Annotated in this window: 15 protein-coding genes; 5 read left to right on the top strand and 10 right to left on the bottom strand. The window is 46.6% G+C overall.

Annotated elements, in window-relative coordinates:
- Nucleotides 1-5: 5 nt before the first annotated feature.
- Both torC and torE read right to left on the bottom strand, forming a co-directional pair.
- On the bottom strand, nt 6-1184 hold the full coding sequence (gene torC, locus DVO77_RS07455; protein ID WP_119977888.1) for a pentaheme c-type cytochrome TorC: 1179 nt from the start codon (nt 1182-1184) through the stop codon (nt 6-8).
- 39 nt (nt 1185-1223) lie between these two features.
- On the bottom strand, nt 1224-1394 hold the full coding sequence (torE, locus tag DVO77_RS07450) for a trimethylamine N-oxide reductase system protein TorE (protein ID WP_110458206.1): 171 nt from the start codon (nt 1392-1394) through the stop codon (nt 1224-1226).
- A 516-nt stretch (nt 1395-1910) separates the two neighbouring features.
- Between torE and DVO77_RS07445 the strand changes: the two genes are divergently transcribed.
- Nucleotides 1911-3269, top strand: a complete 1359-nt coding sequence (locus DVO77_RS07445; RefSeq protein WP_119977887.1) for an NCS2 family permease — start codon at nt 1911-1913, stop codon at nt 3267-3269.
- 106 nt (nt 3270-3375) lie between these two features.
- On the opposite strand, the gene DVO77_RS07440 is transcribed toward DVO77_RS07445, so the two are convergent.
- From DVO77_RS07440 to DVO77_RS07430, 3 genes are all read right to left on the bottom strand, one after another.
- Complete coding sequence (locus DVO77_RS07440; RefSeq protein WP_119977886.1) at nt 3376-3780, bottom strand: CBS domain-containing protein; 405 nt, start codon at nt 3778-3780, stop codon at nt 3376-3378.
- A 272-nt stretch (nt 3781-4052) separates the two neighbouring features.
- The gene (locus DVO77_RS07435) at nt 4053-5330 is read right to left on the bottom strand and encodes a YjiH family protein (protein ID WP_119977911.1); all 1278 of its coding nucleotides are present in this window, start codon (nt 5328-5330) and stop codon (nt 4053-4055) included.
- 718 nt (nt 5331-6048) lie between these two features.
- Nucleotides 6049-7602, bottom strand: a complete 1554-nt coding sequence (locus DVO77_RS07430; protein WP_119977885.1) for a methyl-accepting chemotaxis protein — start codon at nt 7600-7602, stop codon at nt 6049-6051.
- A gap of 412 nt (nt 7603-8014) precedes the next feature.
- Between DVO77_RS07430 and DVO77_RS07425 the strand changes: the two genes are divergently transcribed.
- Nucleotides 8015-8719, top strand: a complete 705-nt coding sequence (locus DVO77_RS07425; protein ID WP_119977884.1) for a DUF998 domain-containing protein — start codon at nt 8015-8017, stop codon at nt 8717-8719.
- Here DVO77_RS07425 and DVO77_RS07420 read toward each other — a convergent pair.
- Both DVO77_RS07420 and ubiU read right to left on the bottom strand, forming a co-directional pair.
- Nucleotides 8716-9615, bottom strand: a complete 900-nt coding sequence (locus DVO77_RS07420) for a U32 family peptidase (RefSeq protein WP_119977883.1) — start codon at nt 9613-9615, stop codon at nt 8716-8718. The genes DVO77_RS07425 and DVO77_RS07420 overlap by 4 nt on opposite strands.
- A gap of 18 nt (nt 9616-9633) precedes the next feature.
- Nucleotides 9634-10635: a ubiquinone anaerobic biosynthesis protein UbiU gene (ubiU, locus tag DVO77_RS07415; RefSeq protein WP_119977882.1), complete on the bottom strand. Its 1002-nt coding sequence runs from the start codon at nt 10633-10635 to the stop codon at nt 9634-9636.
- A gap of 196 nt (nt 10636-10831) precedes the next feature.
- Here ubiU and ubiT point away from each other — a divergent pair, with 196 nt between their 5' ends.
- On the top strand, nt 10832-11344 hold the full coding sequence (gene ubiT / locus DVO77_RS07410; RefSeq protein ID WP_119977881.1) for a ubiquinone anaerobic biosynthesis accessory factor UbiT: 513 nt from the start codon (nt 10832-10834) through the stop codon (nt 11342-11344).
- 197 nt (nt 11345-11541) lie between these two features.
- Here the strand turns inward: ubiT and DVO77_RS07405 are convergent, their stop codons facing one another.
- Complete coding sequence (locus DVO77_RS07405) at nt 11542-11802, bottom strand: YfhL family 4Fe-4S dicluster ferredoxin (protein WP_110458198.1); 261 nt, start codon at nt 11800-11802, stop codon at nt 11542-11544.
- 13 nt (nt 11803-11815) lie between these two features.
- Nucleotides 11816-13180 carry a prephenate-dependent tRNA uridine(34) hydroxylase TrhP gene (trhP, locus tag DVO77_RS07400; protein ID WP_119977880.1) on the bottom strand — a complete coding sequence of 455 codons (1365 nt, stop codon included), beginning with the start codon at nt 13178-13180 and terminating at the stop codon, nt 11816-11818.
- An 865-nt stretch (nt 13181-14045) separates the two neighbouring features.
- Here trhP and DVO77_RS07390 point away from each other — a divergent pair.
- Together DVO77_RS07390 and DVO77_RS07385 are read left to right on the top strand one after the other, a co-directional pair.
- On the top strand, nt 14046-14888 hold the full coding sequence (locus tag DVO77_RS07390; RefSeq protein ID WP_119977879.1) for an HDOD domain-containing protein: 843 nt from the start codon (nt 14046-14048) through the stop codon (nt 14886-14888).
- A gap of 69 nt (nt 14889-14957) precedes the next feature.
- On the top strand, nt 14958-16463 hold the full coding sequence (locus DVO77_RS07385; protein WP_249038129.1) for a putative bifunctional diguanylate cyclase/phosphodiesterase: 1506 nt from the start codon (nt 14958-14960) through the stop codon (nt 16461-16463).
- Nucleotides 16464-16478: 15 nt separating this feature from the next.
- Here DVO77_RS07385 and DVO77_RS07380 read toward each other — a convergent pair whose 3' ends face one another.
- Nucleotides 16479-16913 carry a thioesterase family protein gene (locus DVO77_RS07380; RefSeq protein ID WP_119977910.1) on the bottom strand — a complete coding sequence of 145 codons (435 nt, stop codon included), beginning with the start codon at nt 16911-16913 and terminating at the stop codon, nt 16479-16481.
- Between the last annotated feature and the right edge of the window lie 232 nt (nt 16914-17145).

Raw genomic sequence — 17145 nt, 5'->3', positions numbered from 1 at the left:
CCTTTTTAGTGCGCCGACTTATCGAAAGTAGATGAATGTTCTTGCAAGTATTTTTGCACTAACGCTTGAGTGTCTTGGTCCATGTTGACGAACGCTATCATGCCTTGGAACATGCCGGGCCAAGTGTTGGCGTCGAAATGTGCTTCGCTAGGTTGGGTATGACAGACGCTACAACTGGTGGAATAAGTCTCACGTGCATAGTCCCATAGGGGTTGTAAATCTTTGACGAGGAAATCTTTCTCGGTCCAAATCTTGGCCTCGACTCGTTGCCACTGTAGACCGGTCATTGGATCTTCTTTCTGCTCGAAAATTTCCATGACCCCCTCTTCCAGGGCAGCTTCTTTTGACAGTTGTGCCGACAAGATATTGAGACCAAAATCGTAGTAGATCACCCGGCCAGCACCCACTTTTTTACGCCAGCCATCGATGCCGACTTTAACGCGGTCGCCTTGGGTTTCGAGTACCGTCACTTTAGTGGCGATGTTGAGCGTGCCGGCTTCGACATCTGTGGTGTCATTAAAGTAGAGCGGTTTGGTGAGCGCGGTGAAATAGGTGCCACCCACTTGTAGGCTGCTCTCGCCAGAACCCACTTGAGCGATGAGTTCAGGTGCGCGAGAGGTACCCATATCAGGCAGTTTGTGAGCAATACCTTTATGGCAATCAACACAGCTTTGATCGATTTCAGCGGCGCGTTTCATCTGTTTTTGCGCCAGTTTTGACATGCTTTCCCATTTCATTGAGGCATAGTCGTGGCAATTTTTACAGGCTAACGAGTCGTCGCGATCGAATCGTTTCCATTCGCGGCTAGCCATTTCAAGCCGTTTAGCTTCAAATTTTTCATCTGTGTTGACCGTTTGTAGCAACCAGCCCCAGACATCGTGAGAGGCTTCCATCTTACGGGCAATTTTACGCGTCCAGTTGTGTGGCACATGGCAGTCAGGGCAGGTGGCTCGCACCCCAGAGTGATTTGACCAATGCACCGTTTGTTGTAGCTCTTGGTATGGCTTGCTTTCCATGCTGTGACAGCTAATGCAAAACGCTTCGGTATTGGTCATTTCCAGTGCGGTATTAAAACCACCCCAGAAAATAATGCCCATGAGAAAGGCAGACAAACTGATGGTACCTAAGGTGAGGTACTTGGCGGGCTTGTTGAGCGTGCGCCAGATAGTAATAAACCACTTCATAACAGCATCCTTAAAAAATAGATCAGGTAATTATTTAACTTAGTGAGAGACGATGCCGCCAAACGCTTGGATCATCCAAATGACAAAGCCATAAGCCCCTATGCCGCTAATCGTTAAAATGGGAAACAGTAAAAAAATGATGAAGCCCAGCGCCTTAAGCTCTTTGGATTTCACCTGACTGGGTTTAGTCGCTAAATCTTGTTCTGCCATGATCTGCTCTCTTAGTGGTGATCTTTGTCTATGGCTACAATATTAGAGGAGGGTTGTTAATGGCTGTCACACCTAGGATGAACGAATATCGACAACTTATGAAAAAATATGAAAATCAATTCTGCTGATATGAAGAGTTAGGTGTAATCAAGTATAAGGTTATGATTTAAAATGAGTCATCCACGTATTGAACGAGTGTCATCGCAGGTGCGACGTGTGCTTAATATCCTGCTAATTCCGCCGTGGGTGGGGCAATTAGCCGAAAATAAAAAGATCTCATGATTTGTTAATTTACGCTAGTTTATCGCGTCAGCTTTCCTGTAAAATTCGCGCCAACCTAGGTTATGTGAGCGTTCGGTTAACCGAGCACCTCTTGGCTTTGCATTCAATGTGTAAGCCTGCAGCGCACGTAAGGTACGTCACAAGTACTCGGTGGTTCTCTAACCCGATAGTGTTGAGCGGGATCCTCACTGCCATAACCTTGTAAAACTAAGAGAACAATAAAGGTAAATAATTATGAAGTCTGAACAGGCTCTCGATACCCCTGCTGTACCTACAGGTTCGATGTTAGATCGTTTTTTTGCTATTTCTGCCCGTGGCAGTAACGTAAAGCAAGAAGTGATAGCCGGATTTACCACCTTCTTGGCCATGGTTTACTCGGTCATTGTGGTGCCTAATATGCTCGGCAGCGCAGGCTTTGATGCCGGCGCGGTCTTTGTTGCGACCTGTTTAATCGCTGCATTTGGCTCATTGTTAATGGGGCTGTGGGCTAACCTGCCGATGGCGATTGGCTGCGCTATCTCGTTGACCGCCTTCACCGCGTTTAGCATGGTGTTGGGCCAAGGGATCTCGATTCCGGTTACGTTAGGCGCCATCTTTTTAATGGGGATAGTGTTTACGCTAGTGAGTGTGACTGGGGTTCGTCAGTGGGTACTCACCAACCTGCCTAAAGGCATTGCTCACGGTACGGGTATTGGTATCGGCTTATTCCTCCTGCTTATTGCCACCAACAGTGTCCAGCTTATTGTCGCCAACGATGCGGGTTTACCGGTGAAGTTAGGCGATATTCATAGCTTACCTGTGCTTGCCACCATTATCGGCTTGGCGGCCACCATCGGCCTTGAGCGCCGCGGTGTGCCCGGTGGAATTTTGTTGGTGATTATCGCCCTGTCGGTATTTGGTCTCTTGTTTGACCCTTCGGTGACCTATCAAGGCTTGTTTGCCTTACCTGATCTGATGTCTGACAAATCATTAATTGGTCAGCTCGATATTATGGGGGCGTTAAATCCAGTCGTGTTACCTATTGTGTTGGCGTTAGTGATGACGGCCATTTTTGATGCCACTGGGACTATCCGTGCGGTGGCGGGGCAAGCCGAATTACTCGATAAAGACGATAATATTGTCGGTGGCGGTAAGGCGCTGACCTCTGACTCGGTAAGCAGTATCTTTGCCGGTGCAGTGGGCGGCGCGCCTGCTGCAGTGTATATTGAATCGGCCGCAGGAACCGCCGCAGGTGGTAAAACTGGCCTGACAGCGACCATTGTTGGTGTACTCTTCTTACTGATGATGTTCCTGGCGCCGCTAAGTTATTTAGTGCCAGCCTACGCCACTGCACCTGCATTGATGTATGTGGGATTGTTGATGTTGAGCAATGTGACCAAGCTTAATTTTGACGATAAAGTCGATGCCATGGCTGGGTTAACCTGTGCGGTATTTATCATTTTAAGTTGTAACATTGTTACTGGGATCATGCTGGGCTTTGTCACGTTAGTGATTGGCAGATTGTGCAGCGGCGAATGGCGTGCCATCAAACCGGGTGTGTTAGCGATCACTATCGGTTTAGTGGTTTTCTATCTCGGTGGCTGGGCGATTTAAACCTTTGTAGATACCAAAATCTGTCAAACATGCAGATGTAGCTGGGTGTCCCCTCAGTACATAAAAAAGATGTCACTCAAAAAGACGAAATATCCTTTCGTCTTTTTTATTGGCTGTAAGCGCGTAGTAGATCTTTCCAGGTGACAATACCGACAATCTGACCCTGTGCTAACACCGGCAGTGAGCCAATATTGTGCAGCAGCAATAACCGAGAAGCCGCATGTAAGGAGCACTCGGGGGAGGTAGTGATGGGGTTGCGTGTCATGACCTGATGAGCTCGGCGCTGCAACGTTTCAACATCGCGCTCGGTTTCGTTGATCGCGCCAATATGCGGGCTCAATGTGCGCAGGTAATCTCGCTCAGATAACACCCCTTGCAGCTTATCGTTTTCAACCACCAAGAGATGGTGAAACGGCGCACTGTCAAAAATCTCTTTGACTATGGTGAGTCGATCATCCATGTCGATAGTGACGACTCGGGTGCTCATAATGTCGGCAACAGTGACGCTCATAGTCTATTTCCTTATGTTTACGCTATTTATAACAGACAATTAACATTTCAACAAATCAACATGTTTGCTTAGGCTATTGATGAGCTCATCATTGAGAACAGGCCCTAACCATCGCGCGGTATTTTTAACGATGACGGTAGGGCAATGACTACTGGGCTATATGGTGGTATGGCTTTGGATGAAGGGCCACGATTGCAGCTGTGTTATTGAGCGGGGGATAAATCAGCCCAGGCGGTCCTAGGCTGATGTTAGGTCTTTATGTGTCGAATGCCTTAGAAGATAAGATGTGCAACACCGGCAATAACAGGTAGGGTAACCAGTGTTCTTAAAATAAACACCACAAACAACTCGACAATGTTGACCGGGATCTTACTGCCTATCAACAAGGCACCCACTTCACTCATATAGATAAGCTGGGTGACCGACAGGGCGGCGATAATAAAACGTGTCATGTCAGATTCGATTGAACTGGCTAAAATCGAGGGGATAAACATATCCGCAAAGCCAACCATAATGGTTTTAGACGCCTCGCCTGCGTCTGGAATTTGCAGTAACTCTAGCAGTGGGATAAATGGCATGCCAAGGTAGTCGAACAGCGGTGTATATTCGGCGATCATCAATGCTATGGTCCCGATAGCCATGACAACAGGGAGCACGCCAAACACCATATCGATGACATTTTTTAGGCCATCTTTTAGGGTGTGCGATACGCCTTGCGCATGTGCCGCTTTAGCCATCGCTTGCTCAAAACTCCAAGCGAAAACGCCCTTACCGTGTGGCACGACTTCATCGTCAGGATGACGTGGTGTATCGTCAATATAGTGATCTTTTTTCCAACTCAGTGGTGGTAATTTAGGCACGATAACCGCCGCTACAATACCAGCCAAACATACGGTTAAGTAAAATGGTGCAAACAGATGCTCTAATTTTACTTGCGAAATTACCACTAAAGAGAAGGTGATTGAAACCGCCGAGAAGGTGGTGCCGATCACAGCCGCTTCGCGTTGAGTATAAAGGCGGGCTTCATATTGTTTACTGGTCATTAAAATGCCGACACTGCCATCGCCAAGCCAAGAGGCCATACAATCAATGGCGCTGCGACCTGGCAAGTTAAATACGGGGCGCATAATTTTGGTTAATAAGGTGCCAAATAGCTCCAGTAAGCCGAAGTTAAGTAGTAAAGGCAATAACATGCCGGCAAAAATAAATACGCAAAATAATACGGGTAGCAGGTCATTCAGTACTAAGGCGCCCGTATTCCCTGAGCGGATAGCTTCAGGACCTATGCCCATGTAGGTCAATACAATGAAGACTGCACCAATGATGCGAACGATAGCCCACATAGGGTTTACGTTAAGTAATGCATTGATAAAGTGATGCTGTTTTAAAACATTAGGTTTGAGCAATTTGCAGATGAGCGTCGCGATAGCGGTAATGACCACGATAAAGGTCACTATGCCAGTTAGCGCATCGCCCAATAAGCTTTGTAATCCTTTTGATACGATAGCGATAGGAATGGTGATCGCATCTTGATAGCTAATCGGTGTCATAAACAGTAACAAGCCGATCAGCGAAGGGATGAGAAATGTAAGTAACGTTTTTATGTTAGTTTTTTGTTTTTTAGCCACTTTTTTGCCTTAAATTACGCTGTCTGTACAACGGCAAGAATTAAATATTGAATCCATAATGTAATTTATAATGAATATCCATTCATCTAATCGACGGAGATTACCGCCTAAGTCCAGTGATGTAAAACCATTTAATGCGCAATCTTGTGACTAACTGCAGTAGCATAGTTATTTGCACTTTATGACTATTTATATTGTACTCAAAAAAGTCGTATTTGCACCATGTACTTTTTGGTTAAATAATGATTAAGGTGATGTTATCGCTTGGTTTTATATCGCTTGTGCCACGAAAAGTGTTGTAATTCGCGCCTAGTGTTAGCGTGTGGGAGAAATGCAGGCTTGTGCTGGATCTGGTTTCCCCAATAATCTGAGGCTGAGCGAGTCAATCAGTCTGCCGCTTTTAGCGGACGATTAGCAGCGGGCATATATGGCCTGATTGCAGCATTGGGGAGATCTGGGGTCAGTATCGAGTTAAGTGGTAGATTAGGGGAGAGGCATGTGGCGAAGAACAGTGGCATAGGCCAAATAGATTGAGCCGTGGCAGGGCCTGCGGCTCAATCTAGATTTGCTTGTTATTGACATTTGTAATGCATCAAACCAGATGCCAGTACACAAGCGCATGTCCATTGTCGACCTTAGGTTACCCGAAGGTTTGTCTTAAGCTCTTGGCTTTATCCGCGTTAATTTTTAGTTCAGAAATTGAGTCTTCAACGCTGGTTAACGCATCTAAATTATTATTCGATGCCAGAGTGATCTGGTTAATTCCTTGATTAAGTTCTTGTACCACTTGCATCTGTTGTTGAGCCGCGACGGCATTGTGCTGGGCAAATTCATGGATACTGCTGATTGATGTGTAGAGCTCATCGAGTTTTATCGCCGAGGACTCAGTTTGCTGGGCGCAGTGTTCTGCCAAGCGCTGGCTTTGGCGCATCTCTTCGCTCCAGTCGCTGAGCATCTTAAACATTTTGTCGACGCTTTGGGATATGCTGGTGGTGGATACCTGAGTGCGGCTCGACAGTGCCCTAACTTCGTCGGCCACCACAGCAAAGCCGCGTCCCTGCTCGCCCGCTCTTGCGGCTTCAATGGCGGCATTGAGTGCGAGTAAATTGGTTTGTTCGGCGATAGCATCAATTTCACCCATGGCATTGGCCACCTGTTGGGCTTCTTGGTGTAACAGTTGCGTATTTTGTGCCACATGGGTAACGTTCTGGGTGAGCGAGTCGATATCCTGGCTGTTCTGCTGCATTTTGCTACGGTTATCGTGACAAATTTGGTAAGTGTCGTCGATATGATTTGATGTCGATTGGATATTACTCACCACTTCATTGAGTGTTGCTCCCATCTCCTCCATGGCGCTGGCCATCTGCTCAATTTCTTGATGTTCTTTATCGATACCGCTGTGGGTTTGGTTAACTGCAACAATCAGTTGATTTGTGATATCGGTGATCTTATCGGCGCTGTCCTGGTTTTTCCCCAATACCCCTTGCATCTTGGCATCTTTCATTAATATCTGGAATTTAAGCAAGGAGGAGGAGTCTTTACCGCAATAGACAAAGCGACTGACAGAGTCATACTCTTGTTTCATTGCCATTAACTGGGCAGGGATCCTAAAGGCCTCATCGTAAAATATGATTAAATTCAAGCCGATTAGCGCCAATCCAACTAAAATCGTCTGCCAACCTAAAATATAACCGGCTAATGCGAGGCCTAGGGTAGTCACGACTGCTGATATGATGCGCTTTTGCATTAATGACAGTGGATCTTTTATCGTTTTACCTTGGTTTATTTGTCGATATAAGGTCTGAGCATTATTGATTTTTTTGGCATCGGGTTTAACTCGTACAGACTGATAACCAATGAGTTTACCTTGCTCATACATAGGTGATACAAAGGCATCGACCCAATAAAATGAACCATCTTTACAACGATTTTTTACCATTCCACGCCACGATTGACCGGCTTTTAATTTTTGCCAAAGATCGGCAAATGCCGCCGCGGGCATATCGGGATGGCGAACCAAGTTGTGATGCTGGCCCAGTAACTCAGATTCACTGTAGCCGGATATGTTAATGAAGGCTTGATTAACATAGGTGATCACTCCACGGGGATCTGTGCTCGAAATGAGCTCGTCATTATCATTAAGCTTAACCTCTCGTGTGGATGCCGAGGGCTGATGATGTTTAGATGTTGTCATGTAAGGGAGATCTTCATCAAGTCGCCACCTCCAGTCTTTTTGTTAGTCGATTATCTGCTAAGTGGTTGGTGGCGTAATAAAAAATTCATTGGCATTCTAACAGGCATATCGCCAATTTGTTAGCTGTCTCACAAAACTATTTGTAGTGAGATGTGGCGCGTAAAGTAAATGCTAAGATTTTGATCTTGCTCTAATAAAAAATATTGACTCGATGATGATGTCACGTATATTCGTTTACCCTCGATTTTATAAGGTTATTCGTGTTGTTGCGGCGGTTAAGGTTATAAAGTGTCGTCATGGTTGTTGCGGTAATGTTGCTAAAATTGTTAATAAAAATATGCATCAAAGCTCGGCAAAAAATTCCAATTCCATATAACCTAGTAGGACGACAGCATTGCATTATCAACAGACTATGAATTCATCACAGCGAAAACTATCAGTACTGGGATTTAGATTTGGCATGCTGGGCATTATTCTACATGTACTTAGCTTATTTGTGGCGTCGTTGGGATTTAATGACTTTAACGGTAATGGTTTTAGTTTTTTTAATTTTTCATTAAGTGAACTGGGCCAATATGGCCATTCTCAATTAGCGGTAGTGTTTAATGGTGGGCTGTTTTTTGGTAGCTTGAGTTTGGTGTTATTTTGTTTATTTTCACTGCAACGTTGCGACCGTCCATTGCTGTATCCTTGTCTGTTATTGCTGATTTTAGCCATGCTCTCTCTGGCTATCACGGGGTTATTTCCCATAAATGTATATCACTTACACACCTTAGGTATTGAATATTTCTTTTATTTCTCACTGTTGAGTATCGGTTGTTACTTAGGCTATTTATGGCAGGGCGCAAGATTGGCGGGAAATCCCCCTAAACATTTTGCTTATCAAGGTTGCAGTGTATTGAGCCTGTTGTGTATCGCCGTATTTGGCTTGTTTGTATTCCTAGCACAAGTAGATAGTAGTTTAAATCATAGTGGCCAAGCATTTTACCATGGGATGATGATGATCGAGCCACGCCCTGAATTTTGGTGGCCCGCCATCCTTGAGTGGTTAGCGTTACTGCTGTTTCTTGGTTGGAGTGCGGCCTTGGTGTGGACACAACGCCCTATGCGTGACTAGCGCCCTTGTTCAAATCCCGCTTGGCCAAACCAGTATCCATTACAGGCTAAGTTGGTTTCACTGCCGTTATCTTGGCTCACATCAGAGTCCCCCTTGGTGGCCAAGTTTTTGGCTAAGCTTTTGGTTAAGTTATTCGCTAAGTCAATCGAGGCCAAGCTACTGGGGGAAACCCTAAAATAGTCGACCCCTAGGCGCTCCATCTCCTGTTGTTGGTCACTTAAGTCAATATAACTGGCCGATTGAGTTTGAATGCCATTAAGTCGCAGCAGTGGCTGGGACTCTTGGGTTTGCGCCAATACACCTTGCGGATAGTCAATACAGATGGTTTGGCAGCTGTCTTTAGTTAATCCCTGTTGGCGCGCGGTAAAACAGCGTGCCGAGTGTGCCAGTGGCATGTAGCCATGACCAAAGACTTCCACCTCTATCTGCCTTGGGGCCAAGTCGGTTAATACTCGTTCGAGCCAGTGCTTCGATAGCTCCAGTGGCATAACAAATCGTTGCATCCCCCACGCGGCTAATTTCTGCAAACTTGCCGCATTATAGTTGTTAATACTTGGCCCGCAGATAAAAGGTAGTCCGAGTGATTTCGCTACCTCGACGGCGCCCATATCGTTGGCTTCAACCATAAACTCGCCGTTATCGATTTGCTGCTTTAAGGCTGTAAATTCCGATTGGGCTTCAATCAGCGCCAGGGTAGAGAGTACCACCTGTTTACCCGATGCCCTGAGGATCTGAGCTAGCTCAAGGTAGTCGCTAAATTTCAGTTGGCGGCGACGGCTACAGACGGTTTCACCTAAATAGATCAGTTCAATGTCGCTACTGGCAACTTGTTGGTAAAATGCGCTGACCTGCGCCTTTGACCAGCAATATTGAATAGGGCCTAAAGATATGTTCATATGTTCTCCTGTTATTGGCTACTGCCAAGTGCGCTCATAGGCTCCAAGTGTCGTAACCTGACCTTCGGAAACCTTGGCTAACGCCTTGTCCCACTCAGCTTGGGTTGTGTAGGCCTCGGGATGATGTAAAAAGGTGTCGATAGCCTGACGCCAAACACGAGTGACTTGCTCAACATAGGCAGGGCTGCGCTGGCGCCCCTCGATTTTAAGAGAGGCCACGTTCGCCTTTGCCAGCTCTGGCAATAAACTGAGGGTATTAAGGCTGGTGGGCGATTCTAAGAGATGGCTCGCTTGCTTGTTTTCTGCAGTGATATAACGCCCCTTACACACCACGGGGTAGCCCATCTGTTCGTTAATATTGGACTTATCAATAAGTACTTCGTTTAGGCGCGTTAAGCGTTGATCACCAACCTCTTGCCAGCGCACCGCGTTAGCAGGTGAGCAGGAGCCACCAGTGTTGGGCGATTGTCCAGTAACATAGGAGGAAAGGTGGCAACGCCCTTCGGCCATGATGCACAAGCTACCAAAGGCAAACACCTCCAGATCTACTGGCGTCACCTTAGCAAGGTCGCGTACCTGTTTCATCGATAACACTCGTGGTAACACGGCTCGCTCAATATTAAACTCGCGTTTATAGAGGCTTAAGGCGCCAAGATTGGTGGCGCTGGCTTGCACCGATAAATGCAGTGGCAGGTGAGGATAGCGGCTATGGGCGTAATCGAGTAGCGATAAATCGGCGACAATTAAGGCATCGACGCCAAGATCGGCGGCGATATCGATAGCCTGATACCAACGCTGTTCTTCCCCCGGTTGAGGAAACGTATTGATGGTCAAAAATAACTTCTTTCCCAAGCGATGAGTGTATTGCACCGCCTGCACCAGTTTCTTGGGGGTAAAGTTTAAGCCAGCAAACGAGCGCGCATTGGTATCATCTTTAAGGCCAACATAAATCGCATCGGCACCCGCATTGAGTGCTACTTTCAATGCGGCTAAGTTCCCCGCAGGGCATAAGAGCTCCATAACTGCCTCTTTCTTAAAAAGTGTGCAGTGTAAAAGGGAATGGCCGCCTATATGTTGATGTAAAACAGGTTTGTGATCATAAAAGCTGGGTAAAATTGAATTATCTCTCACTTTCGGGGTGAAAGCCGAATCGATCATTAATATTAAGCGGGGTTGACGCGAGTTGATCACGCTTGCATAAGGAGTTATTCACGCTATGCAAAAAAGTGTGCTAGCCAATACCGCTCAACATCTGTTGCAATTTGGTCCTCAGGTGATGGCCAAGCCGTTAACTATAGTGCCTTTTGCCGTAAAGGCGCGCATATTAGAAAAGCTGTTGAACTTGTTAATGGCGGAGCAAATCGAGGATGATGAGCTGCATTTTCTTCAGCAGCGCTGGGTTAACATCGATATTGTTGATATGAAGCTGAGTTTTGATGTCAGCTTTGATAAACACTTTGTGGTTCGAGCGCCCGCGAAGGCCGAGGTGACATTTAGTGGCCGCAGCAAAGAGTTGGTATTGATTGCCGCCGGCAAAGAAGATCCCGATACGTTATTTTTCCAACGTCAATTGGCTATCGAGGGCGATACCGAATTGGGACTTGAGGTGAAAAATTTATTATTGAGCATTGAGTTTGACACTATGCCAAGATTGGCTAGAGAAGGGCTAACCGCTTTGGCTTCGCTGCTTGAGCAACTGCAGCGTCAAGCCGATGCGCGCTGGGCATAACATCCAGATCTGCCTGCCAGCTTCGGCAACTCAAGCCTAAATCAAGTTGAGATAAGCCAAGCGATAGGCGAGTGAAGTGCTCAACTTTTGTATCAATGTTTGCAAGATCGCAGTTGATCACAGCCTGCGGTTAATAAAAAAGCGAAGTGTCACACTTCGCTTTTTTATAATGTTGCGTCATTAATGGGGTGAGTTAATCACTCGCTTAGCGGTTTGCCGGTGATCAAGTGATACTTCAGCAACAGCGCTTCATCAGACTCAATATGTTGTGGATCTGGGTCGATACAATCGATAGGGCATACCGACACACAGGTGGGCTTATCATAATGGCCAACGCATTCGGTACACAGGTCTGGATCTATCTCGTAGATCTCCTCGCCCATGGTGATCGCTTGGTTTGGGCACTCAGGCTCACACATGTCGCAGTTAATGCAGCTATCGTCTATCAGTAATGCCATTATCTGGGTCCAATTACACCGCTTGGTGCGGGTTGCGGGTGTTTTGTCCGCTATTAAGGTTACGCATTAGTATCGCTTTATCGACATTCACTTCTTGCGGTACCGGTAAAAACACAAAGTGGCCCGAACCGAGTCCGGCCTCGACGGCTTCGCCCTTACGGTTTTCTAAATGTTCGATGGTCAGGTTTATATTGCCTTGTGGCGTCATTAACTCAACACTGTCGCCAACCGAAAATTTGTTTTTCACATCCACTTCGGCCATGCCTTTATCGTTACGTTTGCCAGTGAATTCCCCCACAAATTGTTGAGTGTCACTGATAGAGTAACCGTAGTCGTAATTTTGGTATTCATCATGTACATGGCGACGCAAGAAGCCTTCGGTGTATCCCCTGTGAGCCAGTCCTTCCAGTTGGTGCATCAGTGCTGGGTTAAACTCACGACCAGAAGCGGCATCTTCAATCGCTTGGCGATAAAGCTGTGCGGTACGTGCCACGTAATAAAATGACTTGGTGCGGCCTTCGATTTTAAGCGAGTCGATGCCCATTTTGGTCAGGCGCTCAACATGCTGGATGGCACGTAAGTCTTTAGAGTTCATGATGTAGGTGCCATGCTCATCTTCAAAGGCGGGCATGTATTCACCAGGGCGTCCCGCTTCTTGCAATAACACCACCTCATTGCTTGGTGCGCCGGCGCCTAGGGTAGGGTTGTGCAGCTGTACATCTGGGTTCACCGCGACAATGTCACCGGTTTCGGTTTGCACTGCTTCATGGGCGTCATATTTCCAACGACATGCATTGGTGCAAGTGCCTTGGTTGGGATCGCGTTTGTTGATGTAACCCGACAGCAGGCAGCGGCCAGAATAAGCCATGCACAAGGCGCCGTGCACAAAGACTTCCAGCTCGATATCGGGGCAGCGTTGACGGATCTCTTCAATCTCATCGAGCGACAGCTCACGGGATAAGATCACCCGCTTAATGCCTTGTTGTTGCCAAAACTTAACCGAGGCCCAGTTGATGGCGTTGGCTTGTACAGACAGGTGCACCACTTGATCGGGAAACGCTTCACGTACCATCATGATAAGCCCGGGATCTGACATGATCAGCGCATCAGGTTGCATGGCAACCACAGGCTCCATATCTTTGATATAGGTTTTCAATTTGGTGTTGTGCGGGGCGATGTTGCTTACCACGTACAGTTTTTTGCCTAACGCGTGGGCTTCTTGAATACCGGTAGCGAGGTTTTCCATTTTGAAATCATTGTTTCTAACACGCAGGCTATATCTAGGCTGGCCGGCGTAGACCGCATCCGCGCCATAGGCAAACGCGTAACGCATATTTTTTAAGGTCCCAGCAGGAGACAGTAGCTCAGGTTTAAACATAATTTCTCTCAATTAACAGGTAGCAAACAACTTGGGGCGGCATTTTACTCAATGGAGGGAGTCTTATGCAAATAGTAACCTTGTTTATTCTGTGGTCAAGCGCCCATTGCCGCCATAAATAGGCTTCCTATTTCACTGTTTTACGCCGCATACTTGCCCTTGTAGCCTGATGACGATGATTGCTGCTCTTGTGGGGGGCTATCACGCCCAGTTGGTGTGTTTTAGGGAGTGGGGTCGCGACTTACCTTGTAATAGCCTATTTTATCCATTATTGCCAAAATGGCCTCTTAAGTGCTTGGTGTTATATTGCGTTGATTACGGGCACAGCGGCTATCGCTGAACCATATCGTCGGTGATCGCTTGTTGTTAGTCGGTTAAAAATAGGCGGAGTTACACCTGCGGCTAAGGCTTTTACCAGCCAATAAGTGTTGCTGCATGATGACCCTTTGACTAATATTTACGCTTAAAATAGCAACGGACCTTAATTTATCTACTTAAATTTGAGCGATATTTAGCTTCTTTGAGTCTAGGGCCTGTTGATCTTTGCTGGTTGAATGTTGTTCGAGACAAAAACGTGTTAATCGAGGCGAGTGGATTGCAGCCTAGTCATCTAAGCAAAATTCACTTAACAAAGAGTAAAACGTTTTTAGCCAAACCTTTAGGGCAGCGTTTGTTGGGTATTTCTACTGCGTTCTCAGCTTTTTATGTGGAATAACTACACCACAAAATACCCAACAATTCGCTGTAAAAACAACCTTGAAAGATCAACAGGCCCTAGCTAAGCCATTTTACCATCACGCTTGGCAATCAGTCCTGATATACTCTAGCGCATTATTAAGCAGTGATATTTTATTTAGGAGTCAGTATGTCTAGCGAGCATCAACTACTGGTTGGGTTATTAAAAAAGTTAAAGGCCGATGCGTTAGTGCTGCCAACTTTACCCGAGGTAGCAATGCGCGTCCAAGAGGTCGTTGCTAGGCCTGATTCTAGCCCCAAACAGGTGGCGGAAATTATTGGTCAAGATGCGGCGATATCGGCGCGCATGATAAAAGTCGCCAACAGTGCTATGTATAGCCGTGGCACTAAAGCAGAAAACATCAACAGCGCCGTAACCCGTATCGGCTTAACCCAGATAAAGTCTATCGCGACCTCGGTTGCTATGGAGCAATTGTTTATCTCTACGAATGAGATGGTCTGGGAGGTGATGGATGAAGTGTGGCGCTCGTCAATCGAGGTGACTTCAGCCGCCTGTGCTCTGCTACTCAAGTATGCTAAGACGCATAAAGGTTGCGGCTTAAATTATGACACTCTGACGCTTGCCAGCTTAGTGCATAATATTGGCGCCTTACCGGTATTAACCGAGGCAGAAGCTAATCCGCATCTGTTTACCAGCATAGATCAATTACGCGCCTTGGTGCGAAAAATGCAGGGACCGATAGGCCGAGCCGTATTGAAAAGTTGGGACTTTTCGCCTGAGGTGATGGAAGTCGTTGAGCGATGGGCCGATTTACCCTATTTACCTGAGCGAGTGACCTATTTAGATTTTGTGCGTTCGGCGGCCTTTTATACCGGCGAGCTAAGAGCGGGTCATGAGCTTGAAGAGCGATTAGATGTGTTTGTCAAACGTGGCTTGCCCGTATCGCCAGAGTATTTAGGCACTGATGAATTTCTCGATAATTATCATTCTATTAAGATGAGTTACGAATAGTTGTGACCGGCGATTAACTCTGTTAATAATAGCGTTAATTTTTCTGTTTCGTAAACATGAAGGCCTTGTGTGGATGTTGCAAATCTCTATTGGATAATGGCTTATATTATAGCCATTGGCGTCGCTGGTACCCTTTATTGGTACTGGCATAGACGCACTGGCCTACGTTTTTTGCGACAACTAACCAGCCAATTACAGCAACAAGATAAAGTCCGCAAGCCGCTAGCTATTGACGCTGTTCCTACCGATTATATTCCGCTATATCTGCAGTTGCAGCGATTGTTAACCCAGTTACCTCCACCACTTGGGCGAGATAAGCTCACCGGCTTGTTTAATCGGGTTGGGCTGAAATCACGTTTATCTCGCCTTATGCCTCTTAATCAAGGCATGTTTGTTCTTATTGATATTCATCGCTTTCGCTATGTTAACGACCTGTTTGGTTTCTCGTTTGGCGACCAGTTACTGTTGGCCATGAGTGAGCGAATTAAACAGCAGCTCAATGACCAAGATATTGTGGCGCGCATGAATGAAGATGAGTTTTTAGTGGTGTTTAAAGTGCCATTAAGCGATGACGAGCTAAAGGCATTGCAAAGTCACTTGCAACAGCCATTTTCTATTAATGATACAGTGATAAATCTACAGGTGCAGCTTGGGTATTTGGATATTTCACTGCACTATGCCGACGTTAGTCAGATGCTTAGGCGTATCGATTTGGCCTTAGTACGAGCAAAGTCGAGCTCTGGCTTAATCGCCTCTTATCAAGCGGGGGACGATACGAGTCAGCATCGACAGCTGACTATTATTCGCTGTTTTCCTAAGGCGTTAGCACAAAATGAACTCTATGTGGTGTACCAGGCTAAATACAATCTTGTCAGCGAAAATTGCAGTCACGTCGAGGCGCTTATCCGCTGGGAAAGCCCATTGCTAGGTAGGGTTTCGCCGGCAGAATTTATCCCTTTGCTCGAGCGTGCTGGCATGATCACTATGCTCAGCCAATGGGTTATTAAGCAGGTGCTTCACCAGCAAAGTCTGTGGCGCCAAAGCGGCATGAGGTTGCAGGTGGCGGTGAATTTGGCGCTAGATGATTTATGCGCCCGTCAGTTGTGTCAGTGGATAGTGACACAGCTACAGCAGTGGCAATTGAGCGCCGATGTGTTAGCAATTGAGGTTACCGAGAGTCAATTAATGACGGATATGCAGCGCACGGTTAATGTACTTGAATGCCTCAAACGTGCTGGCATTAACGCTGCAATCGACGACTTTGGCACGGGGCACTCCTCTTTGGCGTATCTTAAATACCTACCAGTTAACGAGGTTAAGGTAGATAAAGCCTTTTTAGAGAATGTGGCGACCGACTGTCGTGGTCAGCATATTCTTAGTAGCGCGGTGTCTTTAGCCCAAGGGCTTGGGTTTACGGTCACGGTGGAAGGTGTCGAAACCCAAACTGAGTTGATGTTACTGCAACAGATGGGCGTCGATAAAATTCAGGGGGAGTTGTTTGCTAAACCGATGAGCGCGGCCGAGCTTGAAATGTATTGGCCGGAACTCAATCGGCCCATTGGCGAAGCATCTTAAGGGGAGGCATCACTCCTAGTCTGTGATATGACGACTGAGCTCGGCGATAAGTTCTGCTGACATTGGGGCCATCTGCCGCGCTTTATTCATACATACCATCTCAATTTGCGCGGTAACTGCCGGCTTTTTGCCTTGTGGTCGCCAGATCTCTTGTCGCCATACAGTGCGATATTTACTCTCAAAAGAAAACTGAGTACGTACATCGACAATCTCTGCAAACTCGATCCCATCATGACATAGCATATCGCTGCGATAGACTGCAAAACCTAAACCTTGTTGAGCCCAAAGGCGAGCCAAGGTTTCGGCACCTATGACATGTTCTCTGGCGCGTTCAAAATACTTCAAGAAATTAGGGTGATACACCACACCTGAAAAATCGGTATCCTCATAATATATCTGCACCGGAAAATGAAACTGGGTGCTGTATTGCGCTTGTGCTGGCTGCTTCATATACAAAATGTGAGTGGCGATGATAAAGGCCGTTAGCTTAGCATATTGAGTTAAGTGGGGCATCTTACCCATTTGCTATTCAGTCTCAAGGGATTACGGTCGCTATAGCTACACTAGGGAAGCTATGTGGGCCGTTATTGATGTTGGCCAGTTATCGCTCTGTTAGCGCAATAGACATAGCGCTAGGCTTACCGTTACGTTCAGCATCTGTTTTGGCGGGCACAAACCGATA

Origin of the sequence: Shewanella algidipiscicola (assembly GCF_003605125.1) — a bacterium.
GTDB classification, from domain to species: Bacteria; Pseudomonadota; Gammaproteobacteria; order Enterobacterales; family Shewanellaceae; genus Shewanella; species Shewanella algidipiscicola.
This window is presented reverse-complemented; position numbering and strand designations above follow the sequence as displayed.